Here is a 24885-nt window from a genome sequence, read left to right on the forward strand (position 1 = left end):
ATGACCCCTGCCCAAACGCTGCAAGTCATTCTCGCGCTGCTGTTCATTGTCGGGCTGCTGCTGAGCCTGGCCTGGATGGCACGGCGCAGCGGCTGGATCCGACAGCACATCAACCGCACCGACCTCAAGGTTCTGGGGACCCTGCGCCTCGGTGCGCGCAGTTCCATCGCGCTGGTTCAGGTGCGGGACGCACGGCTGGTGGTCGGCGTGACCGCCCAACAGATCACGCTGCTGCACACGCTGCCGACCGACGCACCGGGCGCCCCCGTGGCGCCTGCGGATTTCGCCGGAAGCCTGAACAAGGCCGTGGCCCGTTCCTGATGGCGGTCGCTGCTTTTCCGGCCGTCCCAGTCCAACATCGGGCGCTGCACTGGCCCCTGCTCGCCCTGGCAATCTTCACCCTGGCGCTGATCTGGCCCACCAACAGCCTGGCCCAGGCGACGCTGCCTGCCCTGACCGCTACGCCGGGCCCCAACGGATCGCAGACCTGGTCGCTCAGCATCCAGACGCTGGTCATGCTGACCATGCTGTCGTTTCTGCCCGCGGCGCTGCTCATGATGACCGGGTTCACGCGCATCATCATTGTGCTGGGATTGCTGCGCAACGCGCTGGGCACGGGAGTGTCACCCCCCAATTCCGTGCTGGTGGGGCTGGCGCTGTTCCTGACCTTCTTCGTCATGTCACCCGTCTTCAACCAGATTTACACGCAGGCGTACCAGCCGCTCGCCCAGGACAAGATCAGCTTCGAGCAGGCGCTGGACCGCGGCAGCCAGCCGTTGAAGACCTTCATGATGCACCAGACCCGGGAATCCGACCTGAGCCTGTTTGCCGACATGGCCAACGTGGGGCCGCTGCAGGGGCCGGAGTCGGTGCCCCTGCGAGTGCTGGTGCCAGCCTTTGTCACCAGCGAGCTGAAAACCGCCTTCCAGATCGGCTTCACCATCTTCATTCCCTTCCTCATCATCGACCTGGTGGTGGCCAGCCTCCTGATGGCGCTGGGAATGATGATGGTTCCACCGGTGACGATCTCGTTGCCCTTCAAGCTCATGCTGTTCGTGCTGGCTGACGGCTGGCACCTGCTGCTGGGGTCGCTGGCTCGCAGCTTCTACCAATAAGAGGCCCCCCATGAACTCGGAAGCCGTGATGTCGATGACCTATCAGGCGCTGAAGGTCGCCCTGATCATGGCCGGGCCGCTGCTTCTGGTGACGCTCGTCGTCGGTCTGGTCATCAGCATCTTCCAGGCGGCAACCCAGATCAACGAGATGACGCTGTCCTTCATCCCCAAGCTGCTCGCCGTGGGCGCGGCTCTGGTGTTGCTGGGGCCCTGGCTGATTTCGACCATGGTCGACTACATCCAGACGCTGTTCAATACCATCCCCGGGCTGGCCAGCTAGGCCGCGCCGCCCCGGCCGTGATCGAACTCCACCTGGACCAGCTCTACCAGTGGCTCACGGCACTGCTGTGGCCGCTATGCCGCATCGGGGGGCTCGTGACCACGGCCCCCATCTTCGGAGAGTCCACGATCCCGGTGCGGGTCAAGATCGGACTCACCGTCGTCATCACCTTCATCGTCAGCCCGCTGCTGGGTCCCTTGCCCGCAGTCGCGCCAGCCTCCTGGGCGGGCCTGATGATTGCGAGCCAGCAGGTGCTGATCGGGCTGGCCTTGGGTCTGTGCGTACGCCTGGTCTTCACGGCAGCCATGATGGCCGGTGAATTCGTCGGCCTGGAAATGGGTCTGGCATTCGCGTCCTTCTTCGACCCGGCCACCGGTGCCAACACAGCCGTCCTGTCGCGTTTCATCAACCTGGTCGCCATGCTGATCTTCCTGTCCGTCAACGGGCACCTGCTGATGCTCGACGGGCTGGTCAGAACCTTCGAATTCCTGCCGATCGGCAGCTCGCTGAATCCGAACGGCTGGGGCGCGTTGATCGAATGGAGCCGGCAGCTTTGGATTTCGGGCATGCTCCTCGCGCTGCCGCTCATCATCGTCCTGCTGTCGATCAATCTTTCGCTCGGCATTCTGAATCGCACGGCCCAGCAGCTTTCGGTCTTTGCCGTGGGGTTCCCGATTTCCCTTGCGACCGGCCTTGTGATGCTGGCCATCGTCCTGCCCCAAAGCGGCGACTTCCTGACGGGACTGTTCTCGGACGCCTACCAGGCCATGGCCCGCATCGCCCGAGCCCTGGCCGGCCTGTAACTCACCGGCCCCCGCTCCCTACCGGATAGGTGGCACCCGGGATGATGCGCGTACCGGCCGGCAGCAGGGGCTCAGCAGCGGGAGCGGCGCCCGGAATCGACGCCCCGTCCCCGGAACCAGGGCTTGATGCGACTGGCTCCACGGAGGGCGGCGGAGGCACCGGAATCGCCAGTGATTGCGCCCCGCCATCGAGGACCGGACCGGTCGGGTCGACAGCCGTGGCAGCGGGGGGCGCAGTGCGCGCCCTGGCTTCGGCCGCTTCGCGATCGGCCTCCTGCGCCGTGCGCGTGTGATGCTGCGGCGGCACGTTGATGGTGCGTTCAGTGCGCACGAACCGGCCGTCGGGTCCGAATCGCAGCCAGACCTCCTCACGAAAATACACCGCATCGGTCGCCACAGTGCCTTTGTAGGCCCAGCGTGCCAGGAGCGTGTCGCCCTGCTGCCACGTATCCACGGGTTGTGCCCCGAGGTCGACGGCCGCCTGCGCCAGCGTCGTGCGCCCTACGACGATCCGGTCCAGCCCGGCGGAGCGAAAGGTCTCACCTGTCGTCGAACAGGCCGACAGGCCGACCAGCAGCAACGCTAGCACTGACCTCCGAAGCCTGAGGAAACAGCGCCCATTTCCTGCAATGGAAAACATGCTCATGTCACCCCACCGCGCCGTCACCGGCTGTTCATCTTGAACAGGCTGAGGTTCTGGATGGTCTGGAAGGCGGCGGTCGCCCCCTGCAACGCCATCTGGCGCAGACTGAGCTTCATGGAGGCGTCGTAATAATCCAGGTCTTCCAGGCCGGAAAGCGCCTTGGTGTAACTCAGATTGTTCTGCGTGCCGGTGTTGTCCAGCGCCGTCAATTCGTTCATGCGCGACCCGATCGACGAGCGGACCGTCAGCACGTTGTCGTAGTTGGTGGCGAGCTTCTGCATGGCGGAATTCAGGATGTTCTGAAGGTTCGCGCCGGACTGGGGGTCGCCCTGAGAAGGAGACTCCAACGCCGCGGCAAGCTGATCCAGCGTATCGAACATATTGACGCTGGTGCTCTTGAGCGGAGACACCGAAAAGGTATCACCGATCGCCGGGGCCCCCGAAATCTGTACCGTCGTGCCCATTCCGAGGTCGATAGCCTGCTGGCCCGTCGTCCAGGGCTGCGCCGGATTGGGACTTGGCGACACATCGGTGGGCGGCTGGGTCGAGTCATCCAGTGTCGTGATCACGTACTGCAGCCCGCCCGCCCCGTCGTCCTGGAACGCCACGCTGAAACTGTAGTCGGCACGCGCGTTGCCTTGCGAGGAATCGGAAATGGACGGCTGGCCCACCACTGCCGTACCGGTGTTGGTCGCCGCCGCCGATGTGGTGTAGGCCAGAGTCCCCGGCTGGGCACGATCGAACACGTCTGAACCCACATCGCCGCTGGCGATCCGCCGGGTTTGATCGGCCTGGATGGTACGCTGGAGCGTGTCGCCCTTGTACTGGTAGCCGCTGGTCGGATCGCTGGGGTTGGCCAGCTGATAAGGCGCTGTCCCGCCCTGGGACCCCGAGAACACGTATTGCCCGTTGCCATCGGTCGTATTGGCAATCCCCAGCATGGTTTTCTGGGCATTGCGCAACACATCGGCGAGCGTAGCGCGGTCCGCATCCGACAGCGTCCCGTTCCCCGCCTGGACCAGGCTGGTGCGTACGTTCACCAGCAGATCGGTGAGCGAACTGAGCGCGTTTTCCTCGGTGCCCAGGTTCTGGTTGGCAACCGACCGGTTGGCCGCATAGCGGCTATTCAGGGCCTGCGACTGCGAAATATTGATGGACTGCGCGGCGCCGAGCGGATCATCGGCTGGCGTGACCATCTTCTGGCCGGAGCCGATCTGCTGATACAGATGCATCAAGTCGGACTGCTGGGCATTGATGGTATTCAAGCCCGTGCTGTACATGAGGCTGGAACTGATACGCATGATGGGTTTCCGGTTAATCGTGCGGCCTAGCTGCGCAGGCTGAGCAGGGTATCAAACAGGGTGGAAGCCGTGTCGATGAGACGCGCGGCCGCCTGATACTGTTCCTGATACTGCTGCAGATTGATGTATTCCTCGTCCAGATTGACGCCCGACACAGCTTGCTGGGCAGCCGTGTTCTGCTGCACCAGGGTGTCCTGTGCCTTTTGGGCCGTGGTGTTTTGCTGCGTCTTGACCGCGACGTTGTTGACCAGTTGGGAATAGGCCTCGTTCAAGCCCATGGAGCCATTGCCCAAGACCTTGCCGGTGCGCAGCGCCGCCAGCTCTAGCGCATTGTCGCCATTGGCCGAACCCGCCGGCCTGCCGCTGGCCGAGTCAAAGCCGGCCGCCGCGATCTTGGACGGATCGGAGATGGCCACGTCCAGGCCCGCAGCGGCGTCGCGGGTGGGCTGCACCAACCAGGAATCGCCGGACGCGGCACCCGCAATAGTGCTCGTGTCGACCTGAATACCGTCGAAGCTCAATACATTGCCATTCTGTACGAAATCGGAGGGCTGTACACCGTCGGGTATGCGGGTCACCGTGTAGCCGGCGCCATCGAAGTCCACCCGATAGTCCTGATTCGTGAGCTTCGAGACGTCGCGAATCGAGGCTGAAGGGCCGCTCGTGGCGCGATTGTCCGCGTTGCCGATGACCTTGGCCTTCGGCTGCTCGACCAGCCCGATGTTCCAGCTATCGCCGTCCACCGGAGCGGTCATCCCCGCCGTGTCTATCGTCACGCCATTGACTGCCACGCTGGTGGCTGGCGGCGTGATCGTGCCCACCGTAGCGCCCTGGGGGGACGTCTTCAGGACGTACTGAGGATTGAGCGGATCCGTCGTCGCATCGTAGCTGAGCTGATAGCTTTGATTGGGAACCGTGCCCGCATCCACCGTCACGGCAAGATTGCCCACGGACGTATTGCCCGCACCCGGGGTCACGTTCGTACCCGTGATGCTGTTGCTGGAAAAGAAATAACCGCCGGCTGCCCCGGTGGTGTCGTAACCCTGCAGGTGCTGCGCGTTGACCGCCACCGAGATTCCCAGCGCGATGCGCCCCAGGTCATTCTGCGCAGAGTCCAGCACGTCCGAGCGGAATGTCAGCAACCCGCCCAACTGGCCTCCGGTGATCATGCCATCGTCCATCTCGACCGCCTTGGGCTGCCCACTGGCGTCCGTCGTCGTGTAGCTGATGGAAAAGCGGCTGGGATCGGCCGCCGACGGCAGTGCCTGCAACGGGTAGACGGTATTGCCGCCCAGAACGGTCTGGCCGTTGCCCACCGTGATGCTGACCTGGTCATCCTGGTTGTAGACCTTGACGTTGACGAGCTGCCCCAGCTCGCCCACCAGTTGGTCTCGCTGATCCAGAAGATCGTTGGGCGGCTGATTCGGTGTGGACGCCTTGGCCACCGTGATCTGCTTGTTCAGGTCCTGGATGCGGGTCAGATAGCTATTGATCTGCGAAACCGTGGTCGTGATCTGCGTATTGACGTTCTGGCGCTGGCTGTCCAGGAAGGAGTTGGCGCTACGGACCTGCGAAGCCAGGCTGTTGGACTGGCCGATCAGGTCCTGTCGGGCGGCCACATCCGCCGGCGCGGACGCCAGTGCATCCAGGCTGTCAAAGAACTTCTGAATGGCGGGGGAAATCCCGACCGTGCGGTCCGCCACCAGATTGTTGATCTGGCTGATCTGGTTCCCATAGGCCGTGAGTGCGGCGCTCTTGGTCTGGGAATCCGTGAGTTGCCGATACAGGAAGCTGTCGTAGGAGCGCTGCACGCTGACGGCCACCGCCCCACGGCCGATCCATCCCGCCGACGTGGGCGTCGCGCCCGCCGTCTGCACCAGCACGCTCTGACGGTTATAACCGGGCGTGGCGGCGTTGTTGATGTTGTGCCCCGCAGTCTGCAGACGGTTCTGTGCCACCAGCAGCCCAGCCTTGCCCAGATTAGCCAGATTCATACGCTGCAATCCTATCCATTGCGAGCACGCCGCTAGGGCACGCCCTGTGTGTCATTGGCCCTGATAACGGCATCCGGGCCCCGAAATTTAGCGGGCTTGGAAATAGCCCATGATGGAGATGAGCTTGTCCGCATACGAAGGGTCGGTCGCATACCCGGCGGTCTGGATGCGCCGCGCCGCTTCTTCGGCGGACGGGGCGGTGGTTACCTCGCTGTAGCGGCCACTGTTGCCGATCAGGCTGGCGTAGTCCGCAAACGAGTCCGCATAGGTTTTGTAAGCCCGGAAGGGCTGCTCGACCTTGTGCGGCACCCCCTTGTCGTCGTATTCGGTGGTCATGACTTTCACGACCTCGCCGTGCCAGTTGCCGCCGGCCTTGATGCCGAACAGATTGTGGGTCGTTGTTCCATCCGGGCGCAGGATCTCGCGCTGCCCCCAGCCGGATTCCAGCGCCGCCTGACTCAGGATCAGCTTGGCGGGCACGCCGCTACGGTTCGAAGCGGCCTGCGCGGCCGCCGACATCTGATCCACAAAGGCGCGAATATGCTCGGGGGCCCCCTGGATGGCGCTGCTGACCTTGTCGCCCAGGCGCCGGCTGGCCAGCAGATCGATCAGCGAATCGATGGAGTCGGCCACAACCCGCTGGCCTGTCCCGATGCGCGACTGCAGGCCCGGCAGGCGCGATCGCGCCGCCTCCGGCGGGTTGGCCAAGGGATCGACGGACGCATCCGGCGACTGCCCGCGCATCTGCGCCATGAGGGCGCTGGCGAGCCCCAGGCCTGGGTTGGCCAACGCCAGCGCCGATTGTTCGTCGCTCAGGCTCTGTGCCATGCGGGTGGCCTGCGAATCAAACAGAGTCGGCATCTGGCTCTTGCGTGCCTGCTTGAGCATCATCTGGATGAACATGGCTTCGAACTGGCGCGCGACCTCGCGCTGCTGATCGGCGGGCGCCTTCTCTCCGGCCTGTACGCCACGCTTGAGCGTATTCAAGCTGGAAAAATCCAGGGCGGACGGCTCCGAGGCGCTGAAACTGGGCAAGGGCGTATTGGAGACAAAGGCCATGGATGAGTACCGGTATCCCTTAGATGACGTCCAGGTCGGCGTGCAACGCACCCGCACTCTTCAGGTTCTGCAGGATGGACAGCAGATCCTGCGGCGTCGCCCCCAATGCGTTCAGGGCGCGCACCACGTCCGCCAGATTGGCGCTGGTCTTCATCCGCTTGATGACACCGTTGTCGCTGCGCATCTCGATCTGGGTATTGTTGGTCACCACGGTCTGGCCGCCGCCAAACGGCGTCGTGGGCTGGCTGACCTGCTGCTGCGGACTGATGGTGACCGACAGGTTGCCATAGGCCACAGCCGATTCGTCGATGGTGACCGTGCGGTTCATGACGACCGAACCGGTCCGCGCGTTGATGACCACACGGGCCCGAGCGGGGGGTAAGGCTACCTGAAGGTTTTCGACCTGGGACAGGAAGGCCAGTTGGGACTTGGGGTCGCTGGGCGCGCGCAACTCGATGGTGCGCGCGTTGAGCGCCGTGGCCGTCTGCCCGCCAAAGCGGCGGTTCAGCGCGGCAACGACGTTTTCAGCCACCCCAAAATCGCTGGAGTTGAGCTCGAGCCGCACGACGCCATTCTCGGCATACGTGGTGGGCACGCCCCGCTCCACGATCGCGCCGTCCGGAACAATGCCACCGTTCAACTGATTCACCTGCACGCTGGCCCCGCCCTGCGAGGCGCCCGCGCCGCCCACCAGCAGATTGCCCTGGGCCAGCGCATAGACCTGACCGTTGGCGCCCTTCAGGGGCGTCATGAGCAGCGTGCCGCCCCTCAGGCTCTTGGCGTTGCCCATGGAAGACACCACGACGTCCATGGTTTGCCCGGGTTGCGCGAAGGCGGGCAGGCGCGCGGTCACCATGACGGCCGCCACGTTCTTGACCTGCATGTTGGTGCCCTGAGGCACCGTGACGCCAAGCTGCGACAGCATGTTGGTCAGGCTCTGCTGGGTGAAAGGCGTCTGGCGCACCTGGTCACCGCTGCCGTCCAGCCCCACCACCAGGCCATAGCCCACCAGCTGGTTCTGACGCACCCCGGTGAACGAGGCCAGATCCTTGATCCGCTCGGCCTGCGCGGCCTGCAGCGGCACTAACGCCCCCAACGTCAGCGCCAGCAGCAGCATGCCGGCTCGGCGGGCCAGCGGTCCCGCTTTCAGTCTCGTTCCAACACCAGGGGAAAACAAAGTCACGATCATGACGTCAGAAGGGAGCAATGTTGAGGAAGAAGCGCTGCAGCCAACCCATGGTCTGAACCTCGTCCATCACGCCTTTGCTGCGGTATTCGATGCGGGCATCGGCCACCTGCGTGGAGGCGACGGTACCGCTCCCCGTAATCGAACGCGGATCCACCACGCCTGAGAATCGCACGTACTCGCTGCCGCGGTTGATGGCGATCTGCTTTTCACCCGCGACCTGCAGGTTGCCATTGGGCAGCACACCGATCACGGTGGTCGTCAGTGTCCCGCTGAACACATTGGTGGCGCTGCTGGAGCCCTTGCCGTCCGATTTGTTGCCGCTGGCCACCTGGAAATTCTGCTTGGCACCCAGGTCAGTGGGCAGAATGGCGGGCGCCAGCCCGATGGTCATGTCCGCGCTGCCATTGCGGTTCGTATTGGTGTCCACGGTCTTGGCCGCGTTGGTCTTTTCCTGGATCACGATGGTGACGATATCGCCCACATTACGCGGCCGCCGATCCTCGAACAAGGGATAGTTGCCGTAGGCCGTGGGCTGGTAAATGGAGCCGTTCGCCTCGGCGGAAGGGGGACGCGGCGCGGGGGGCGGCGCGGTCAGCGGCCCGGTTACCACAGGCTCCGGTGGCACAAGCGCGCAACCCGACAAGGTCAAGGCCAGCGCGGCCGCGCCTGCTCCTGCAAAACGACGCAATCCCTTCATGCAGGACCCGCTTAAAGCTGCGTCAGACGCGCCAGCATCTGATCGGATGTCTCCACGGCCTTGCTGTTCATTTCGAACGCCCGCTGCGTGGTGATCATATTGACGAGCTCTTCCGCCACGTTGACGTTGGACGTTTCCACATAGTTCTGCAGCAGGATGCCCGCGCCGTCCAGGCCCGGCTGCAGCAGATTGGCCGGCCCGGAGGCGTCGGTCTCCGCATACAGGTTTTCCCCCATGCTCTGCAGGCCGGTGGGGTTGATGAAGGTGGCCAACTGCAACTGGCCGACCTGGACATTGGTGCCGGTTGCGCCCGGCTGCGTCACGGACACGGTGCCGTCGCGGGCGATGGTGATGGATTGCGCGTTGTCGGGAATGTTGATGCCCGGCTGGATCGGGTAACCACCCGCCGTCACCAGCATGCCGTTCTGGTCGCGCTGGATACTGCCATCGCGCGTGTAGGCGAACGTTCCGTCGGGCATTTCCACCTGCAGAAACCCATTGCCCTGGATGGCCACGTCCAGCGCATTGCCGGTTTCCTTCAGATCCCCCTGGGTGTGGATGCGCTCGGTCGCGACCGTGCGTGCGCCGGTTCCGAGCTGCAACCCCGAGGGCAGCTGGTTGGCGGCACCGACGGCCGCGCCCGGTTGACGTACCGTCTGGTACATCAAGTCCTCGAACACGGCGCGGCCACGCTTAAAGCCCGTGGTATTGACGTTGGCCAGGTTGTTGGAGATCACGTCCATGGCGGTCTGCTGGGTTTCCAGGCCGGTCTTGGCGATCCACAGTGAACGAATCATGGGAGCTGTTCCTGTTCATGGCGGTGCAGCGCCTCAGCCCTGCACCGAAAGGATGGAGTTGCCGCGGTCCTCATTGCTGCTGGCGTTCTTGATGACCTGCATCTGCAACTCGAATTGACGGGCGTTCGATATCATGGCGACCATGGTCGCCGCCGGATTGACGTTGCTCTTTTCAACAAAGCCCGGCGCGATCTTCACGGCGGGGTCCGGCTGCGCCGGCTGGCCGGCCGCCAGGCGGAACAGCCCGTCATCGCCCCGCTGCAATTGCCCCGGTGGCGGGTTCACCAGCTTGAGCTGGGCCAGCATCTGGATATCGCGAGGATTGTCGCCCGCGCCCAGCGCGCTGATCTGCCCGTCTGTCGCAAAAGTCACCGAGCCGCGCTCGGGAATTTCGATGGGCTGGCCATCGGCCGAGAGCACAGGCCAGCCTGTCTGCGTCACCAACTGATTCTGCTGATTGACGGCGAATTCGCCCGCCCGCGTGTAGGCCTCGCCCTGCGGCGTGCGCACCGCAAACCAGCCCGGACCGGCAATGGCGGCATCCAATGCGTGGCCCGTATCCACCATGGCGCCCTGCGTCATGTCGCTTCCGGGCGTAGAGGCCACCGTACTCACGCGCGTGGGCAGCTCGCCCGCCTGCGGCACCACGGGCACCGAGCGGTACATCGCGAGCTGCGCGCGAAAGCCCGTGGTGGAGACATTGGCCATGTTGTTGGCGATGACCGTCTGCTGCTCCAGGATGCGGGCCGCGCCGTTGGACGCCGTGTAGAGAATCCTGTCCATGCCGGGCTACCGATCAACTCATGTTGATCAAGGTCTGCAGGACCTGATCCTGGGTCTTGATCGTCTGGGCGTTGGCCTGATAGGTGCGCTGGGCAATGATCATGTTGACCAGTTCCTGGCTCATGTCCACGTTGGACTCTTCCACCGCCTGTCCCTTGATCAGGGCCAGGCCGTTGCTGCCTGGAATGCCGAGGATCGGCTGGCCGGAATTGGCCGTCTCCGCCCAGGCGTTGCCACCCATCGGCTGCAGGCCTTGCAGGTTGTTGAAGTTGGCCAGTGCCAGCGTACCGACCACCTTGGTCACGCCGTTCGTGTAGTTGGCGACCATGGAACCGTCCGTACCGATGGACATGCTGGCGTATTCGCCCGTGGAGTAGCCGTCCTGGATGAAGTTCTGGCTGAAGGAACCGCCGAACTGCGTGGAGCCGTCGTAGGCGACCTTGATGGCCATTGGCGCAGCCGGCGACGAACCGCCGCCCGGCGTGTAGTTGATGGTGCCAAAGGTCGGGGATCCAGCGGCCAGACGCCCTGCCTGGTCGAATTGAAGCTGTACGGTGTTGGCCGGATCATAGGTGCCGTCCACGACGTAATTGACCTCCCAGACGCTGTTGGTCCCGGTGGGTTCCCGCTTGGTGTAGTACTGCTGCACGGTATGGGCATTGCCCAATGAGTCGTAGACCGTGACCGGCGTCATGTTGGAGAAGGACTTCGCGTCGCTGGGATCGAATGGCACGGCTGTCACGGGCGCCACATAGGCAACATTGGTCCCACCGGTGGGAATAGCACCGCTGGGCACCCCTGAAGCGATCGTGACATTCCCCGCCGGCGCGCCCGTAGAATAGGTACCATCCGGGGGAACGCCGCCAGGGGTGGTTCCCGCGTTAGTCGTGTACCAGGTATAGGTGCCGCCGAAAACCTTGTAGTAGTAGTCGGTCCCGCCCAGGTTGACCGAGCCGACCTGTTCCGTAACGGTCGTCCCCGGTATTACCGCCGCATTCGCATCCAGGTTGACCGTATTGGTGATGGAATTGGTGGCCTGGGGATTGATGTTGCCGGTGGGCACCGTCAAACCGATCAGCGTGGTGCCGCCGGGTGCATAGCCCATGAGCTGCTGGCCCTGAGTGTTCACGATATTGTTGTTCTTGTCGGCAACGAACTGCCCGTTGCGGGTATAGAGCGACTGCCCGCTGGGGTCCTTCACCACGAACAGGCCGTTGGCGCCGTCAATGGCCATGTCGAACTGGTTGCCGGTCGACGAAACCGTGCCCGTCGTGAAGCGCTGGTTGATCGACGCCACCTGCACGCCCAAACCCACGCGTGAACTGGCGTACACGTCGGCAAACGTGGCCGAGCCCGCCTTGAAGCCCACGGTGCCAGAGTTTGCGATGTTGTTGCCGATGACGTCCAGGTTTTGCGCCGCGGCGTTCAAGCCGCTGAGACCTTGTCCGAAACCCATGTTTGACCTCTAGAGAGCGTGAGTCGTGAATGCGGGAACGACGGCGCGCCGTGCGCGCCGCCCGTGGGTATTACATGATCTGCCGGACGTCCAGCAGGGAAATCTTGTCGCCCATGGCCAGGTTCAGCTTCAGGCCATCGCTGGCATAAGCCACGCTGGAGACATACCCCGACGTCAGCGCCTGGGCCGAGACAGGCTGTCCCTTGGCGTCGGCCGCCGCGACCTGGATGGTGTAGGCGCCATCCGGCACGGGGGCACCCGTATCATCCAGGCCGTCCCAGGACAGCGGATAAATGCCGCTGGATTGGGGGCCCAGGTCGATCTTGCGCACGACCTTGCCGCTGGCGTCGGCGATGGATACCGTCGTCGTGGCCGTGCCCGACATGAGATCCACCCCGAAAGGCGTCGCCGTCTTCACCGTAGGGCTGCTCGGGTCGCTGCCCAGCGAGACCTTCGCCCCCGGGTACAGAATGTCCTTGCCGATCAGATTCGCAGCCTGGAGCGACTGCGACATGTCCATCTGGCCGGAAAGGGCCAGCAGCGTGTTGTTCAATTGCTGGATGCCGTTGACCGTGGAGAGCTGGGCGATCTGCGAGGTGACCTCGGCATTGTCCATGGGATTCAGCGGATCCTGGTTCTGCAACTGGGTGACCAGCAGCGTGAGGAACTGGTTCTGGGTGCCGGACACGAGACTGTTGGTCTGCGCGCTGGCCAACGCTGCAGCCGCGCTGGGATCGGGGTTTGCGACACCTGAAACGGAAGCCATTGGAGTAGTCCTTACTGACCGAGGGTCAGGGTCCTGGCCATCAAGGATTTGGCCGTGTTGATGACCTCGACGTTGGCCTGATAGGAACGCGAGGCGGAGATCATATTGACGGTTTCCGCCACCACGTCCACGTTGGGCAAGGTGACGTACCCACGACTGTCGGCCAGCGGACTGCCCGGGTTGTACTGGAGACGCGGCGGCGCGTTGCTTTCGACCACCGAGGCGACCTTCACGCCCCCGACGGCTTCCGACTGTGCCGATGGTGTCATCTGAAAAACGACCTCGCGGGCCCGGTAAGGCTGTCCCCCGGGACCGACCGCGCTGTCGGCGTTGGCGACATTGCTCGCCGACACGTTCATGCGCTCCGATTGGGCCGCCAGTGCCGATCCTGCAATCTGAAAGATGCTGAAGGTCGCCATGAAAAGTCCTGAATGCCGTTATTGCTGCAGTGCCGACAGCATGTATTTGATGCGCTGGTTCAGAACCTGAAGATCAGTCTGGTACCGGGTCGTGTTGTCGGCAAACTGTACGCGCTCCACATCCATGTTCACCGTGTTGCCGTCCAGGCTGGGCTGCAGCGGCACCCGATAGAGTTCCTGTGCGGGCGCCGGCGTATGAGCCGTACCAGGGATGTGGCGGGCGGAGGTCAGCGTGAGCGAGGTATCCGGCAGGGGCGGCAGGCCGCCGCCCTGCCCCATGGCCTGGCGAAGCGTCGCGCCGAAATCGATATCGCGCGCCTTGTAGTTGGGCGTATCCGCATTGGCGATGTTGGTCGCCAGAATCTCCTGCCGCTGCTGACGCAACGCCAGGGCTTTCTGGTAGAACGCGAAGTCCTTGCCGATACCGTCGATCATGGCTGTCCGTAAATCAAACCAGCGCTTCGGCCGCGCACCCGATGATCCCGGACCACCGACGGCTTTATCGCACGCCACCATCGTACGGCCCGTGATGTGCCCACAAAGACGCAAACAAAGCAGGGTTTGAAGGCCAATTCAGCCGATGTCGGACGGCAATTCATTCCCGTACAATGAGGCCATGTCCGCACATCGCCTACCGGTGGCGCTTCTGCTGGCCTTCCTGCCGGCGCTGTCCCCTGCCCAGATTCCGGCCGCCGCACGGCAGGACCCGGCTGCGCTAGTCTCCCGGGCTGAAGCCCTGGTCAAGGACCGGGCGGCCTCCTACCCGGGGCGTGCAGTGATCAGCGTGACCCCTCCCCCCCAGTTCGACCAGCCGGCCTGCGATCAGATGGAAGCCTTCCTGGCGGGCAACGGGTTGCAACCGCGCACTTCCGTGGGCATCCGCTGTCTGGCCCCGCGACCCTGGACGACTTATCTGCAGGTCAGCGTACAGATCATCGGTCCCTACTTCGTGGCCGGCCATGCGATCCAGCGCGGTGAAGCCTTGAGCCAGGACGACCTGGAAACGCGCGAAGGCGACCTGCTGCGCAACCGGCGGCTGGTCGGCGACCCCAGCCGCGTGCTCGGGTGGATTGCCACACGCAACATCCGCGCGGGCAGCGCGATCGAGTCTTCCGCGCTGCGAGACCCGAATGCCATCCAACGGGGCCAGCAGGTGCGCACAGTCGCCAGAGGCCCCGGTTTCGTGGCGACCAGCGAGGGCGTGGCCATGGATTCGGGCGGTCCCGGGACTCAGATCCAGGTGCGTACCCCCAAGGGGCAGATCATCACGGGCACGGTCATCGACGGGCACACGGTTCAGGTTATGATGTAGACCGGTCTAAAGAATCCCGGGACGCCTCCGTTACAAGGGCTGCACCCGATGAACCCGACCGATTCCGCGCCTGACCGAATCCGGAGACGAATCTTGAAAATCAATTCCACGTCATCCAATCCCCTGCTGGGCGGGGTCTCCGGCACCACACGCGGCGAATCCGCCTCCCACGCCAGCACCGCGGCTGTCGCCGCCGGCCGCTCGGACGTGGATCTCAGCCCGGCGGCCCGCCACCTGGCCTCCTTGCAGGACGGCAACGCCGATGTCCAGACCGAACGCGTCCAGCAGATCCGCGATGCATTGGCCTCGGGCGATCTGCACATCGATCCCAGCCGCATCGCCGACGGGCTGCTGGCCAGCGTGCGGGAACTTTTGAAGTAGGCCATGGGCTCCGCCGAAGCCTTGCTGCGTTGCGTGAACGAGCAGTCCGCCCTGCTCGATGACTTCATCGAGACCTTGCGGGTCGAAGGCCAGCTCCTGCTGGAAACTCCTTCAGACGAATCCCTGGGGACGTTGACCTCGCGCAAGAACGACTACGCGCGCCGTCTGGCGGAGCTCGACGGGATCCGCAGTCGAGAACTCTCCGTCATGGGGTTCACTGACACGCGCGACAGCATAGAAAGCGCCTGCCAGGCATATCCGGCGCTCCAGCCGGCTTTCGAATCGCTCTGGCAGCGGGCCGCTCAGGCCCAGTCGTTGAACCAGGAAAACGGCCAGATCCTGCAGACCTTCATCGGCCACAACCAACGCGCGCTGGAGACCTTGCGCGCACTCATGGGCGAAGAACTGTACGATGCTCGGGGCCGGATGCCGCGCCGCCCCATCGCCTGACCCGCCGTCAGCGGGCCAGCAATTCCTTCAAAGTGAACAGTTTCAGCAAGCCTGCGTGGGCTTGGCGCGCAGCCAGATTCCGCAGTCCCATCATCCGCGCCGCCACATGGGCCGCCGGCGCCTGGATCGGGCTTTGCCACAGATGCCAGGCCGCCAGGCCGAGCTGGGCAAAATAGACGGCCCTGTCCACCAGCGGCTCACTTCCCGTATCACCGACCAGCAGGCCTGCCGAAAGCCGTCCCATGGCATGGTATTCCTGGCGCAGGATGATCGCGCGCGCGGCACGCGTCCCATCCGCCTCCAGGGCGACAGACCCGATGGCGTACCAGGCACGCAGCGTCCGGCCATTACCCGGATCCACGGCACGCAGGCTGAAGAGTCGCACCGGCAAAGGTTTTTCACCCCGGGCCTGCAAGTCCACAGGGCCCGAGGCCGCCCACCACACGGCCGAGCCAGCGGAAAATCCGGCGGGCATCCGCATCCCGGCAAATGCCCGGGGATCCAGCGGCTGATGCGACAGGCGCTGCGTGGCAGCCGATACCACAGCGGCTTCTCCTGCCTCGTGGACCCGAAAGGATGCACCACATGCCGACAACCAAAGCTGGCCGGCGGAGTCCAGGTTCCGCAGCAAGGCCTGCGGCGCCGCATCCAGCACATGGCAAGGCGGCGTTGGAGCCCCCGAAGATTCGGCGTCAACCTGGGCCATCCAGGCATCCGCCACCGAGGGGGGCGTCAGGGTCGCCCCGTCCGGCGTGTACCAGCCATCCGCCAGGCCGATCTGCTGCATGGCGGCGACAAGCGGCCGCTCCGCCCCAAACAACGACGCCCCGAGCCAGACACCCCGCCTTCCGGGCCAAAGCAGTGATTGCCTGACATGCAGGACAAAGGCGGACGCGGCGTCGCCGAGCAGTCCCTGTGCCTGATGGCGCAGACGGGCAACGGCATCCTCCGCCGAGGGGAGCGCCCCCGATGCACGATGGCGCCAGAGCTCGCCGGCCTCTGACAACAGCGGGTCATCGTCCAACCGGGTGACGGCTTCGCGCAGTTCGTCCAGTGCCAACGAATCCCCATGAGGAGACCGAGTGAGCAACTGGGGCAGCAAGACCTGCTGGCGGTGCCGCTCAGCGGCCATGTCGGGGTCCTGGGGCGGCTGCACCATCGACAGCATGGCTACCAGGTCCGCTTCCGTCGGCGCGTAAAGGGCGCGATGGCCCTGCACAGGCGCAAGCGCCCGATCCACCAGCTCGACTGCGGACAGGAACAGGAGATTCTCCGGCACTTTCTGGCCGTTGGACACGTAGTGGATGGGAAGCTGATAGCGAATGGCTGTATCCAGCGCGGCACCCAGGCAGGACGCCTCATCGATCTTCGTGACGACGCAGCCGCGCAGCGGGGTACCGCCATCGTTGGCATAAGAGCGGGCGACCTCATCCAGCGTATCCCCCTGGCTGGAGGCATTCAGCGCGAGCAGCCGCTCGACGCGCCGCCCCGCACCGGCCAGCAACGCCGCCTGATCGGCAATGTAGCGATCACGCTGGCTGATGCCGACATTGTCGATGAGGACCGTCTGTTCGGGCCGCACCGAATCGAGGATACGGCGAAATTCATGCACGTCCTGCACCACGTGGACCGGGACATGCAGCATCTGGCCGTAGATCTTCAACTGTTCGTGGGCGCCGATACGATAGGTGTCAGTCGTGAGCAGTACCAGGCCACCGGGACCGGTACGGCGCACGCAACGGGCCGCCAGCTTGGCAATGGTGGTGGTCTTGCCAACCCCCGTGGGTCCCACCAATGCCAACACCAGCCCAGGCTGCCAAAGCGAGTCTTCAGCAGTCAGCACCGGAAGATGCGTCTCCAGTTCGTTGCGAGCCCACTGGAAGGCTGCGCGGGCCGATGGCTGCTCCGGCATGCGCTTGAGCATGGCCCGCAGCAGCGCCGTACTGAAGCCGAAGCGCAGCAACGTCTGGAACAGCGTGACCGCCTGAGGCGAACGCCGCAACTGGTTGCCCCACAGCAATTCATCAATCCGGGATTCCAGCGATCCCTTCAGGTCGCCAATGGCATCCAACAGTTCCGCCTGGGGCGCCGGCGCAGGGGTCGGCACGGACGTCTGTACCTGGCCCGGCGCAGCCGCTTCCGTCAATGGGTGGCCGGACGATGCGCCAGCCGACGACACCGGATACGATGACATCGGATGCGGCGATACCGGACGCGCCGATACGGCGCCTCGCGAAACGGGGTTTGTCGATACAGGACCGGACGAAAAGGACGCTTCCCGAGCCGGCCGGTCGGACGCCCGAAACAAGGGACGAGCAGGTTCGGCCACGACCGATGTGCGCGGCGACGGCACCAAGGATTGCTCGGGCAAGGCGGTCTGGTCGGTAGCCAGTATCTCCACGCCGCCGTTGACCCGCTTGTTGGAAATGATGAGCGCTTCGGGCCCCAGGGCCAGCCGCACCTGCCGCATGGCCTCGCGATTGGTGGCCCCAAAAAAGCGACTGATGTTCAAGCTGGGCTCCCACCAATGACCGCAGTGACCCGAATCATACGCTCCTCAGGGATCTCGGCGCTGGAGAGCACCGCCATATGCGGCAAGTGGTGCCGCAGGAAACGCGACAGCGACGCCCGGAGCACGGGCGGCACCACCATCACGGGGGCATCGCCGCGATCTTCCTGGCTCTGCACCACCCGCTGCGTATCATTGAGCAGATTGTCGGCCAGGCCGGGCTCCAGTGCACCGCTGCTGCCCAGCGCCTGCATCAGAACCCGTTCCAGGCGAGCGTCCAGGCCAATGACGCGGAGTTCGGTTTCGCCTTCGAACCAGTGCTGCACGATGGCGCGGCCCAGTGCGACGCGCACCTGGGCCAGCAACTCGTCCAGATTCGGTCCGGTGCCAGCCGGATTCAGGCCGGCCAGACGAGGCGCATGCTCGGTCACGGTTTCCAAAATACTGCGCATGTCGCGAATCGGGACGCCTTCGTCCAGCAGGCTGCGGAGCAGGTTCTGCAACTGCGGCAGGGTGAGCGTCTTGGGAACCAGGTCCTCAATCAGTTTGGGGACGTCGCGGCCCACATGGTCCAGCAATTGCTGAGTCTCCTGGCGCCCCAGCAACCGAGCGCCATAACGGTGCATCAGGTCGTTCAGGTGCGTGGCCACGACCGTGGCGGCATCGACCACCGTATAACCCGCAATCTGCGCCTGCTCGCGCAACGAAGGCTCGATCCAGACGGCTGGCAGGCCAAAGGCCGGGTCCTTGGTCGGCGTCCCTTGGACCGTCCCCGTCACGCCGCCCGGATTGATCGCCAGCCATTGCCCCGTCTGGGCTACACCCCGGCCGACCTCGACTCCGAAGAGGAGAATACGGTAGTCCGTGGGCTTGATTTCCAGATTGTCGCGAATATGCACGACGGGCGGCAGAAAGCCCATTTCCTGCGCAAACTTCTTGCGCAGGCTTCGAATGCGGTGAAGCAGCTCGCCGTTCTGCTGATGATCGACCAACGAAATCAGTCGGTAGCCGACTTCCAGCCCCAATGGATCAATGGTCGAGACGTCCTCCCAGCTCGCTTCCGACGCCGCTGCGACGGCAGCGGCCTGCTCCTGACCCGGGTCCTTGGCGGCGGCCAGACGATCCTGCTCCTGGCGCTGGCGCAGCAGCCAGCCGCTGCCCCCCAGAATGGCCGCCAGCAACAGGAACGCCACGTGCGGCATGTTCGGGATCAGTCCCATGAGCGTCAGGATGCCTGACGTGATGAACATGACGTTGGGGTTGGAGAAAAGCTGCCCCATCATCTGCTGGCCTACGTCCTGGTCGGTAGCCACACGCGACACCACCACGCCCGCCGCCGTGGAGATCACCAACGCAGGGATCTGGGCCACCAGGCCGTCGCCGATCGTCAGCAGCGTGTAGACACTGCCCGCGTCGGACACCGACATCCCGTGCTGCGCCACGCCCACGATGAGGCCGCCCAGGATGTTGATCACCATGATGAGCAGGCCCGCCACCGCGTCGCCACGCACGAACTTGCTGGCACCATCCATGGCGCCATAGAATTCGGCCTCCTGGCCCACCTCGGAGCGCCGCTTGCGGGCGTCTTCCTCTCCGATCAGGCCGGCATTGAGGTCGGCGTCGATGGCCATCTGCTTGCCCGGCATGGCATCCAGGGTGAAGCGCGCGCCGACCTCGGCGATACGGCCGGCACCCTTGGTGATCACAATGAAATTGATGATGACCAGGATGATGAACACCACGATCCCGACGGCGAAATTCCCGCCCACCAGGAAATGGCCGAAAGCCTCGATCACGTGGCCGGCGGCCGCCGGCCCCTTGTGGCCATTGAGCAGCACCACCCGCGTGGAGGCCACGTTGAGCGACAGCCGCAGCAGCGTGGCAAACAGCAGCACCGACGGGAAGGCGGCAAAGTCCAGCGGCCTGCGGGTGAACATGGCCACCAGCAGGATCATCACCGACAGGGATATGTTGAACGTGAACAACAGATCCAGGATGAAGGGCGGCAAAGGCAGGATCATCATGGCCAGGACCATGAGGATCAGCACCGGGCCGGCCATCAGCCGCGCTTGGGCAAAGCCTTGGCTTTTGAGGAAGTCCAGGAAGCTGTTCATGAGGCGGGCATGAGCACCGATTCAGGTCGGTACTGTGGATCGAGTTCGGGCGGCACGGGCAGCGATTGCGGCTGTTGCGGCAGTGTACCCGAGCCCTGCTTCCAACTGCGCAACTGATACACCCACGCGAGCACCTCGGCGACCGCCGCATACAGGGCAGCGGGAATTTCCTGCTCCAGCTCGACGTGATGATAAAGGGCACGTGCGAGCGGCGGGGCCTCCAGCGAGGCCACATGATGCTCCTGTGCGATCTGACGGATCTGGGCCGCGATCAGGCCCGCACCCTTGGCCACCACGATGGGAGCGCCCCCCTGCCCCTCCCGATAGCGCAGCGCCACGGCGTAGTGCGTCGGATTGGTCACCACCACGTCGGCTCTGGGGACCGCACTCATCATGCGCCGCTTCGCCATCGCCCTCTGCTGCTGGCGGATGCGGCCCTTCACATGCGGATCCCCTTCATCGTCCTTGTGCTCCTGCCGCACGTCCTCGCGCGACATGCGAAGCTGCTTGGCATGGTTCCATAGTTGCCACGGAACATCGATGAGGACAACGATGATGAGCGATGCGGCTATCAGCAGGCAACACAATGCCGCCAGGCTCAGCCCCCGCATCAGGGCCTCAGTGGGCGCCATATGCGACAGGGCCAGCATGTCGCCCTTATAGGCCCAGATCACCTTGACACCGACATAGCCGATCAACACAGCCTTGGCGATCGTCTTCAGCAGCTCGATCACGGTCTGCATGGCAAACAGCCGCTTGAAACCTTTCAGCGGGTCGAGCCGCTCGAACTTGGGCTCGAGCGCCTTCGAAGACAACAGGAAGCCGCCCAGCGCCACTGATGAAAATATCGCCACCACCACCAGCAAACCAAAGATGGGCAACACGAGGAGCAAGGCTTCCCAGGCCGAATGCCCCGCCACCGACAGCATCACGGTGGTTTCCCGCGTCACCCGGGGATCGAACCCGAGCCCGCTGCGCAACACCCCTTCGAGCGTCTGGTACATGGCACCGCCACCGAACCAGAGCGCCCCGATTCCGCTGATGAGGGCGAGAAAGGTCCCGAGCTCGCGCGAGCGCGCAACCTGCCCTTCGTCTCGCGCCTTTTCGAGGCGCCGAGGCGATGCCGGTTCGGTTTTTTCGAGATCGCTTTCTTCAGCCATTCAGAAATCAGAAGCCCAGATTGGCGAGCAGGTCGTCCACCTGATCCTGGTTGGTCACCACATCGTTCTTGCCGTCGGCGTTGACGACAGGGCCGTTGAGCAGACTGCGAGTCTCGTCGCGCTTGTCCGCGGGCACATTGTCGATGAGCACCTGGACGAGCTCGGTCTCAATCGCACCGATCACCCCCAGCATCTTCATGATCACCTGGCCGGTGAGATCCTGGAAATCCTGGGCCATGATGATGTCCATCAGGTTGTTCTGCGACGCCTGGGTCTTTTCGGGGATGTCCTTGAGCAAGGCGCGGGTGTCGTCCACCAGGCCGCGCGCCTGATCGAGCGCCACGGGCTGGTCGAACCACTGCTGCCAGCGCGCATCCAGCGCCCGTGCCTGAGTCTGCATGGATTCCTGCCAGGGCTGCATCTGTTCCGCGGCATTGAGTACGCGATTGGCCGCTTGCTCGGTCATCTCCGCCACATAGTGGAGGCGATCGCGGGCATCGGGAATGGCATGGGCGGCTTCCTTGATGGCCTGATCGAGGCCGAGCTCGCGCATGCTTTCGCGCAGGGTACGGGTGAGATGGGCGATGCGATGGATGAGATCCACCGAGGGCTCAAGACCGGTCACGGGGCTGGAAGGTACGTCGGTCGTCATGCTGAACCTCTGCTCAGAGTTTCTCGAAAATCTTGTTGAGTTTTTCCTCAAGGGTCGCCGCCGTGAAGGGCTTGACCACATAGCCACTGGCACCGGCCTGGGCGGCCGCGATGATGTTTTCCTTCTTGGCTTCAGCCGTCACCATCAGGACGGGCAGACTGGCCAGGTTCGGATCGGCGCGGATGTTCTGCAGCATGGTCAGGCCGTCCATGTTGGGCATGTTCCAGTCCGATACCACAAACTCGAAGCTGCCGTTTCGCAGCTTCTCCAGTCCCATCACCCCGTCTTCGGCCTCGTCCACATTTTCGTATCCCAAGTCCTTCAGCAGGTTCTTGATGATCCGACGCATGGTCGGAAAATCATCGACGATCAGAATCTTCATCGTTTTCTGTACCACGGATCGCTCTCCCTAGAATTTAAATACTGGGTGACGGCCGCGGCCGCACCCGGATGTTCATACACGGTGCCCGTAGGCACCCGCACTTTGCAATAACTTTTCGCTCAGGTCATCCAGCGCCACGGCTTCCTCGGCCGCGCCGATCAGCAACGCTTCGCGGGGCATGCCGAAGACCACACAGCTTTCTTCGTCCTGGGCGAAGGTGCGGGCCCCGGCCTGACGCATGGCGAGCAGGCCCTGTGCGCCATCCCTGCCCATGCCCGTGAGAATGGCACCGATGGCATTGCGGCCCGCCACCTGGGCGGCCGAATGGAACAGCACGTCCACGGAAGGCCGATGCCGATTGACGGGATCCGTGAATTCCAGCCTGACGACATAGTTCGCACCGGAACGGGCCAGCTTCATGTGTGCAATGCCGCCGGGCGCCAAGTACACATGGCCCGGGAGCACGCGCTGACCGTCCTCGGCTTCATGCACCTGGACGGCACACAAGCCGTCCAGACGCTGCACGAACGAGCGCGTGAACCCCGCAGGCATGTGCTGCGTGATCATAATGGCGGGACTATTGGCGGGCAAGGGTTCGAGGACATGCCGGATGGCCTCCGTCCCGCCGGTCGAAGAACCGATCATGATGAGCTTTTCCGTCGTGGAAAAGTTGCCCAGGAGCCGAGGCCGGGCGCGAGCTTCTGGCGCATGGGCCACGTACGGCCGCAGCCGAGCGTGGGCCGCCGCACGGATCTTGTCGGCGATCATGTCGCCATATTCCATCAGGCCGTCGCGCAAGCCCAGTTTCGGCTTGGTGACGAAATCCACCGCCCCCAGTTCGAGCGCCCGAAGCGTGATTTCGGAGTTGCGCTCGGTCAGGGACGACACCATCACGACCGGCATGGGCCGCAGCCGCATCAGGCGTTCCAGAAAATCCAGCCCGTCCATGCGCGGCATTTCCACGTCCAGCGTCAGCACGTCCGGATTGTGCTGTTTGATGAGTTCGCGCGCAATGATGGGATCGGGTGCCGTCGCCACGACCTCCAGATCCGGCTCATTGTTGATGATCTCCGTCATGAGACTGCGTACCAGCGCGGAATCGTCCACACACAGCACGCGGATTTTTTTGATCGCTGCCATTTTCTCGGCGCTCCGGCCTCAACTCACGGAATAAACGGTGTGCCCTTGCAAATGCAGGGCCTTGGTCAAATAGGTGAAATTTTCCGAATGGCCGGCAAACAACAGGCCTCCGGACTTGAGCAACGGCACGAAACGCTCCAGGATCTTTGCCTGGGTGGCCTTGTCGAAGTAAATCATCGTGTTGCGGCAAAAGATCGCGTCAAACTTCTGGCTGATCAGCCAGCTCGGCGACACCAGATTCAATTCCTGGAAGGTCACGAGCTGGCGGATCGCCGGCTTGATTCGCGCCATGCCAGCCTGGCGGCCCGTCCCGCGCTGGAAGTACCGGCGCAGGAATTCGGGCGGCACAGGCTTTACGCGGTCCAGGGTATAGATGCCTTTGCGGGCCTGGGCGATTACCTGGGCGTCAATGTCGGTGGCCAGAACCGAAATGTCCGCTCCCGACTGGCCACAAGCGTCGTGCAGCGTCATCGCCAGCGTGTAGGGCTCTTCCCCCGTCGAGGACGCGCAACACCAGACTGAGAGAGGTTTCGCGCGCTTCTGCACAAAGTCCTTCAAGATCCGGAAATGATGCCGTTCACGAAAAAACGCCGTATGGTTGATCGTGAAGGCGCTCACGAACCGGTCCCACTCCTCAGCCTGCGGATTCTGCTCCAGAAAATCCAGATACGTGCGCACCGACGGCTGCCCCGCGTGATGCGTACGCAGCCCCAGCGTCCGTGCCGCCATGTCGCGCTTATGGTCGCCCAGCACGATCCCCGTGCGCCGGTGAAGGATCTGCACGGCGCGCGCCAGGTCGGCAGGGTCCACTTTCGGCAACGCAGGCTGCGCGAAATACGAGGCGATAGGAGACTCTTGAAGCATCGTGACAAATCCGATCGGGCTGCGGACTCAGTGACAATACGAGGCGCAATACGCGGGCGGCACCACGCCCGGAGGGCACCGGTCGAGAGTGCTGCCGGACATCAAACCGCCGCACTCTCGACCAGCGCCATTTCGTCACTGGTCATCAATTTTTCGATATCCACCAGGATCAGCATCCGATCGCCCACTGTCCCGATTCCGGTCAGATGCTCCGTCGAGAACGCAGAGCCGAACTGAGGCGGTGCGCTGATCTGGGAGGACTGCAGGATCAGCACGTCGGACACGCCATCCACCACCACGCCCATCACGCGTGACCGGACATTCAGGATCACCACCACGGTCTGAGGCGTGTACTCCACGTTCTCCATGTTGAATTTCATGCGCAGGTCGACGATGGGGACGATGACGCCGCGCAGATTGGTGACGCCCTTGATGAACGACGGCACATTGGCAATCCGGGTGACTGACTGGCTGTCATAGCCGCGGATTTCCTGAACCTTCAGGATGTCGATCCCATACTCCTGGCTGGCCAGCGTAAAGATCAGGAATTCGCGGCCCTGGGTTTCGACCTGGTCCGCTTTAGTGTCGGTAATGTTCATGGAGGCTCCGAAAAACGGGG

General features: G+C 63.8%; 27 protein-coding genes. 7 read left to right on the plus strand and 20 right to left on the minus strand.

The features are described 5' to 3' along the window. From fliO to fliR, 4 genes are read left to right on the plus strand one after another with little or no spacing between them, the layout of a single operon-like run. On the plus strand, nt 1–321 hold the full coding sequence (gene fliO / locus ACVCMJ_RS04335) for a flagellar biosynthetic protein FliO (RefSeq protein WP_447080219.1): 321 nt from the start codon (nt 1–3) through the stop codon (nt 319–321). Next, nucleotides 321–1115: a flagellar type III secretion system pore protein FliP gene (gene fliP, locus ACVCMJ_RS04340; protein ID WP_447080220.1), complete on the plus strand. Its 795-nt coding sequence runs from the start codon at nt 321–323 to the stop codon at nt 1113–1115. Before fliO ends, fliP begins: the two co-directional genes overlap by 1 nt. A 10-nt stretch (nt 1116–1125) precedes the next feature. After that, complete coding sequence (fliQ, locus tag ACVCMJ_RS04345) at nt 1126–1395, plus strand: flagellar biosynthesis protein FliQ (protein ID WP_447080221.1); 270 nt, start codon at nt 1126–1128, stop codon at nt 1393–1395. 17 nt (nt 1396–1412) lie between these two features. Next, nucleotides 1413–2198: a flagellar biosynthetic protein FliR gene (fliR, locus tag ACVCMJ_RS04350; protein WP_447080222.1), complete on the plus strand. Its 786-nt coding sequence runs from the start codon at nt 1413–1415 to the stop codon at nt 2196–2198. Nucleotide 2199: 1 nt separating this feature from the next. Here the strand turns inward: fliR and ACVCMJ_RS04355 are convergent, their stop codons facing one another. The 12 genes from ACVCMJ_RS04355 to flgB all read right to left on the minus strand — a co-directional run bounded on the left by ACVCMJ_RS04355 (nt 2200) and on the right by flgB (nt 13737). Next, on the minus strand, nt 2200–2787 hold the full coding sequence (locus tag ACVCMJ_RS04355) for a hypothetical protein (protein WP_447080223.1): 588 nt from the start codon (nt 2785–2787) through the stop codon (nt 2200–2202). Nucleotides 2788–2861: 74 nt separating this feature from the next. After that, nucleotides 2862–4142 (minus strand): flagellar hook-associated protein FlgL, encoded by a 1281-nt coding sequence (gene flgL / locus ACVCMJ_RS04360; RefSeq protein WP_447080224.1) that lies wholly within the window; start codon nt 4140–4142, stop codon nt 2862–2864. Nucleotides 4143–4168: 26 nt separating this feature from the next. Then, nucleotides 4169–6136, minus strand: coding sequence for a flagellar hook-associated protein FlgK (gene flgK, locus ACVCMJ_RS04365; RefSeq protein WP_447080225.1), 1968 nt, complete (start codon nt 6134–6136; stop codon nt 4169–4171). A gap of 87 nt (nt 6137–6223) precedes the next feature. Next, on the minus strand, nt 6224–7195 hold the full coding sequence (gene flgJ / locus ACVCMJ_RS04370) for a flagellar assembly peptidoglycan hydrolase FlgJ (protein ID WP_447080226.1): 972 nt from the start codon (nt 7193–7195) through the stop codon (nt 6224–6226). A gap of 19 nt (nt 7196–7214) precedes the next feature. Next, nucleotides 7215–8384, minus strand: coding sequence for a flagellar basal body P-ring protein FlgI (locus ACVCMJ_RS04375; RefSeq protein WP_447080227.1), 1170 nt, complete (start codon nt 8382–8384; stop codon nt 7215–7217). Nucleotides 8385–8388: 4 nt separating this feature from the next. Next, nucleotides 8389–9081, minus strand: a complete 693-nt coding sequence (locus ACVCMJ_RS04380) for a flagellar basal body L-ring protein FlgH (RefSeq protein WP_447080228.1) — start codon at nt 9079–9081, stop codon at nt 8389–8391. A gap of 11 nt (nt 9082–9092) precedes the next feature. Then, complete coding sequence (gene flgG / locus ACVCMJ_RS04385; protein ID WP_447080229.1) at nt 9093–9878, minus strand: flagellar basal-body rod protein FlgG; 786 nt, start codon at nt 9876–9878, stop codon at nt 9093–9095. A gap of 33 nt (nt 9879–9911) precedes the next feature. Next, nucleotides 9912–10661, minus strand: coding sequence for a flagellar basal-body rod protein FlgF (gene flgF / locus ACVCMJ_RS04390; protein ID WP_447080230.1), 750 nt, complete (start codon nt 10659–10661; stop codon nt 9912–9914). A 13-nt stretch (nt 10662–10674) separates the two neighbouring features. Next, nucleotides 10675–12117, minus strand: coding sequence for a flagellar hook-basal body complex protein (locus ACVCMJ_RS04395; protein WP_447080231.1), 1443 nt, complete (start codon nt 12115–12117; stop codon nt 10675–10677). 70 nt (nt 12118–12187) lie between these two features. Next, the gene (locus tag ACVCMJ_RS04400; protein WP_447080232.1) at nt 12188–12883 is read right to left on the minus strand and encodes a flagellar hook capping FlgD N-terminal domain-containing protein; all 696 of its coding nucleotides are present in this window, start codon (nt 12881–12883) and stop codon (nt 12188–12190) included. A gap of 11 nt (nt 12884–12894) precedes the next feature. Beyond that, nucleotides 12895–13302 carry a flagellar basal body rod protein FlgC gene (gene flgC / locus ACVCMJ_RS04405; RefSeq protein WP_447080233.1) on the minus strand — a complete coding sequence of 136 codons (408 nt, stop codon included), beginning with the start codon at nt 13300–13302 and terminating at the stop codon, nt 12895–12897. Nucleotides 13303–13320: 18 nt separating this feature from the next. Continuing rightward, the gene (flgB, locus tag ACVCMJ_RS04410) at nt 13321–13737 is read right to left on the minus strand and encodes a flagellar basal body rod protein FlgB (RefSeq protein ID WP_447080234.1); all 417 of its coding nucleotides are present in this window, start codon (nt 13735–13737) and stop codon (nt 13321–13323) included. Between the two features lie 181 nt (nt 13738–13918). Here flgB and flgA point away from each other — a divergent pair, with 181 nt between their 5' ends. From flgA to ACVCMJ_RS04425, 3 genes are all read left to right on the plus strand, one after another. Then, entirely contained in the window at nt 13919–14614 is a 696-nt protein-coding gene (flgA, locus tag ACVCMJ_RS04415) for a flagellar basal body P-ring formation chaperone FlgA (protein WP_447080235.1), read from the plus strand. Between the two features lie 93 nt (nt 14615–14707). Continuing rightward, nucleotides 14708–14995, plus strand: a complete 288-nt coding sequence (gene flgM / locus ACVCMJ_RS04420; RefSeq protein WP_447080236.1) for a flagellar biosynthesis anti-sigma factor FlgM — start codon at nt 14708–14710, stop codon at nt 14993–14995. Between the two features lie 3 nt (nt 14996–14998). Continuing rightward, complete coding sequence (locus tag ACVCMJ_RS04425) at nt 14999–15445, plus strand: flagella synthesis protein FlgN (protein ID WP_447080237.1); 447 nt, start codon at nt 14999–15001, stop codon at nt 15443–15445. Nucleotides 15446–15452: 7 nt separating this feature from the next. On the opposite strand, the gene flhF is transcribed toward ACVCMJ_RS04425, so the two are convergent. From flhF to ACVCMJ_RS04465, 8 genes are all read right to left on the minus strand, one after another. After that, nucleotides 15453–17957: a flagellar biosynthesis protein FlhF gene (gene flhF, locus ACVCMJ_RS04430; protein WP_447080238.1), complete on the minus strand. Its 2505-nt coding sequence runs from the start codon at nt 17955–17957 to the stop codon at nt 15453–15455. Then, nucleotides 17954–20068 carry a flagellar biosynthesis protein FlhA gene (flhA, locus tag ACVCMJ_RS04435; RefSeq protein WP_447080239.1) on the minus strand — a complete coding sequence of 705 codons (2115 nt, stop codon included), beginning with the start codon at nt 20066–20068 and terminating at the stop codon, nt 17954–17956. Before flhA ends, flhF begins: the two co-directional genes overlap by 4 nt. Beyond that, nucleotides 20065–21228: a flagellar biosynthesis protein FlhB gene (gene flhB / locus ACVCMJ_RS04440; protein ID WP_447080240.1), complete on the minus strand. Its 1164-nt coding sequence runs from the start codon at nt 21226–21228 to the stop codon at nt 20065–20067. The genes flhA and flhB overlap by 4 nt, the downstream gene beginning before the upstream one ends. A 7-nt stretch (nt 21229–21235) precedes the next feature. Continuing rightward, nucleotides 21236–21880 carry a protein phosphatase CheZ gene (cheZ, locus tag ACVCMJ_RS04445; protein ID WP_447080241.1) on the minus strand — a complete coding sequence of 215 codons (645 nt, stop codon included), beginning with the start codon at nt 21878–21880 and terminating at the stop codon, nt 21236–21238. Nucleotides 21881–21893: 13 nt separating this feature from the next. Continuing rightward, nucleotides 21894–22277, minus strand: a complete 384-nt coding sequence (cheY, locus tag ACVCMJ_RS04450; protein ID WP_447080242.1) for a chemotaxis response regulator CheY — start codon at nt 22275–22277, stop codon at nt 21894–21896. A 57-nt stretch (nt 22278–22334) separates the two neighbouring features. Further along, a complete protein-coding gene (locus ACVCMJ_RS04455; RefSeq protein ID WP_447082671.1) occupies nt 22335–23393 on the minus strand; it encodes a protein-glutamate methylesterase/protein-glutamine glutaminase in 1059 nt (352 codons plus the stop codon). Nucleotides 23394–23420: 27 nt separating this feature from the next. After that, nucleotides 23421–24266, minus strand: coding sequence for a CheR family methyltransferase (locus tag ACVCMJ_RS04460; protein ID WP_447080243.1), 846 nt, complete (start codon nt 24264–24266; stop codon nt 23421–23423). 101 nt (nt 24267–24367) lie between these two features. Next, on the minus strand, nt 24368–24865 hold the full coding sequence (locus tag ACVCMJ_RS04465) for a chemotaxis protein CheW (RefSeq protein WP_447080244.1): 498 nt from the start codon (nt 24863–24865) through the stop codon (nt 24368–24370). Nucleotides 24866–24885 lie beyond the last annotated feature (20 nt).

Source organism: Castellaniella sp. UC4447_H14 (assembly GCF_052978285.1).

Coding starts and splice junctions, on each gene's coding strand:
- fliQ (WP_447080221.1), top strand. CDS start 1,126: ATGAACTCGGAAGCCGTGATGTCGATGACCTATCAGGCGCTGAAGGTC.
- ACVCMJ_RS04375 (WP_447080227.1), bottom strand. CDS start 8,384: ATGATCGTGACTTTGTTTTCCCCTGGTGTTGGAACGAGACTGAAAGCG.
- flgJ (WP_447080226.1), bottom strand. CDS start 7,195: ATGGCCTTTGTCTCCAATACGCCCTTGCCCAGTTTCAGCGCCTCGGAG.
- flhA (WP_447080239.1), bottom strand. CDS start 20,068: ATGAACAGCTTCCTGGACTTCCTCAAAAGCCAAGGCTTTGCCCAAGCG.
- fliP (WP_447080220.1), top strand. CDS start 321: ATGGCGGTCGCTGCTTTTCCGGCCGTCCCAGTCCAACATCGGGCGCTG.
- ACVCMJ_RS04425 (WP_447080237.1), top strand. CDS start 14,999: ATGGGCTCCGCCGAAGCCTTGCTGCGTTGCGTGAACGAGCAGTCCGCC.
- ACVCMJ_RS04465 (WP_447080244.1), bottom strand. CDS start 24,865: ATGAACATTACCGACACTAAAGCGGACCAGGTCGAAACCCAGGGCCGC.
- flgA (WP_447080235.1), top strand. CDS start 13,919: ATGTCCGCACATCGCCTACCGGTGGCGCTTCTGCTGGCCTTCCTGCCG.
- flgF (WP_447080230.1), bottom strand. CDS start 10,661: ATGGACAGGATTCTCTACACGGCGTCCAACGGCGCGGCCCGCATCCTG.
- cheZ (WP_447080241.1), bottom strand. CDS start 21,880: ATGACGACCGACGTACCTTCCAGCCCCGTGACCGGTCTTGAGCCCTCG.
- ACVCMJ_RS04395 (WP_447080231.1), bottom strand. CDS start 12,117: ATGGGTTTCGGACAAGGTCTCAGCGGCTTGAACGCCGCGGCGCAAAAC.
- flgG (WP_447080229.1), bottom strand. CDS start 9,878: ATGATTCGTTCACTGTGGATCGCCAAGACCGGCCTGGAAACCCAGCAG.
- flgC (WP_447080233.1), bottom strand. CDS start 13,302: ATGGCGACCTTCAGCATCTTTCAGATTGCAGGATCGGCACTGGCGGCC.
- ACVCMJ_RS04460 (WP_447080243.1), bottom strand. CDS start 24,266: ATGCTTCAAGAGTCTCCTATCGCCTCGTATTTCGCGCAGCCTGCGTTG.
- flgK (WP_447080225.1), bottom strand. CDS start 6,136: ATGAATCTGGCTAATCTGGGCAAGGCTGGGCTGCTGGTGGCACAGAAC.
- ACVCMJ_RS04400 (WP_447080232.1), bottom strand. CDS start 12,883: ATGGCTTCCGTTTCAGGTGTCGCAAACCCCGATCCCAGCGCGGCTGCA.
- flhB (WP_447080240.1), bottom strand. CDS start 21,228: ATGGCTGAAGAAAGCGATCTCGAAAAAACCGAACCGGCATCGCCTCGG.
- flgB (WP_447080234.1), bottom strand. CDS start 13,737: ATGATCGACGGTATCGGCAAGGACTTCGCGTTCTACCAGAAAGCCCTG.
- ACVCMJ_RS04380 (WP_447080228.1), bottom strand. CDS start 9,081: ATGAAGGGATTGCGTCGTTTTGCAGGAGCAGGCGCGGCCGCGCTGGCC.
- flgL (WP_447080224.1), bottom strand. CDS start 4,142: ATGCGTATCAGTTCCAGCCTCATGTACAGCACGGGCTTGAATACCATC.
- fliO (WP_447080219.1), top strand. CDS start 1: ATGACCCCTGCCCAAACGCTGCAAGTCATTCTCGCGCTGCTGTTCATT.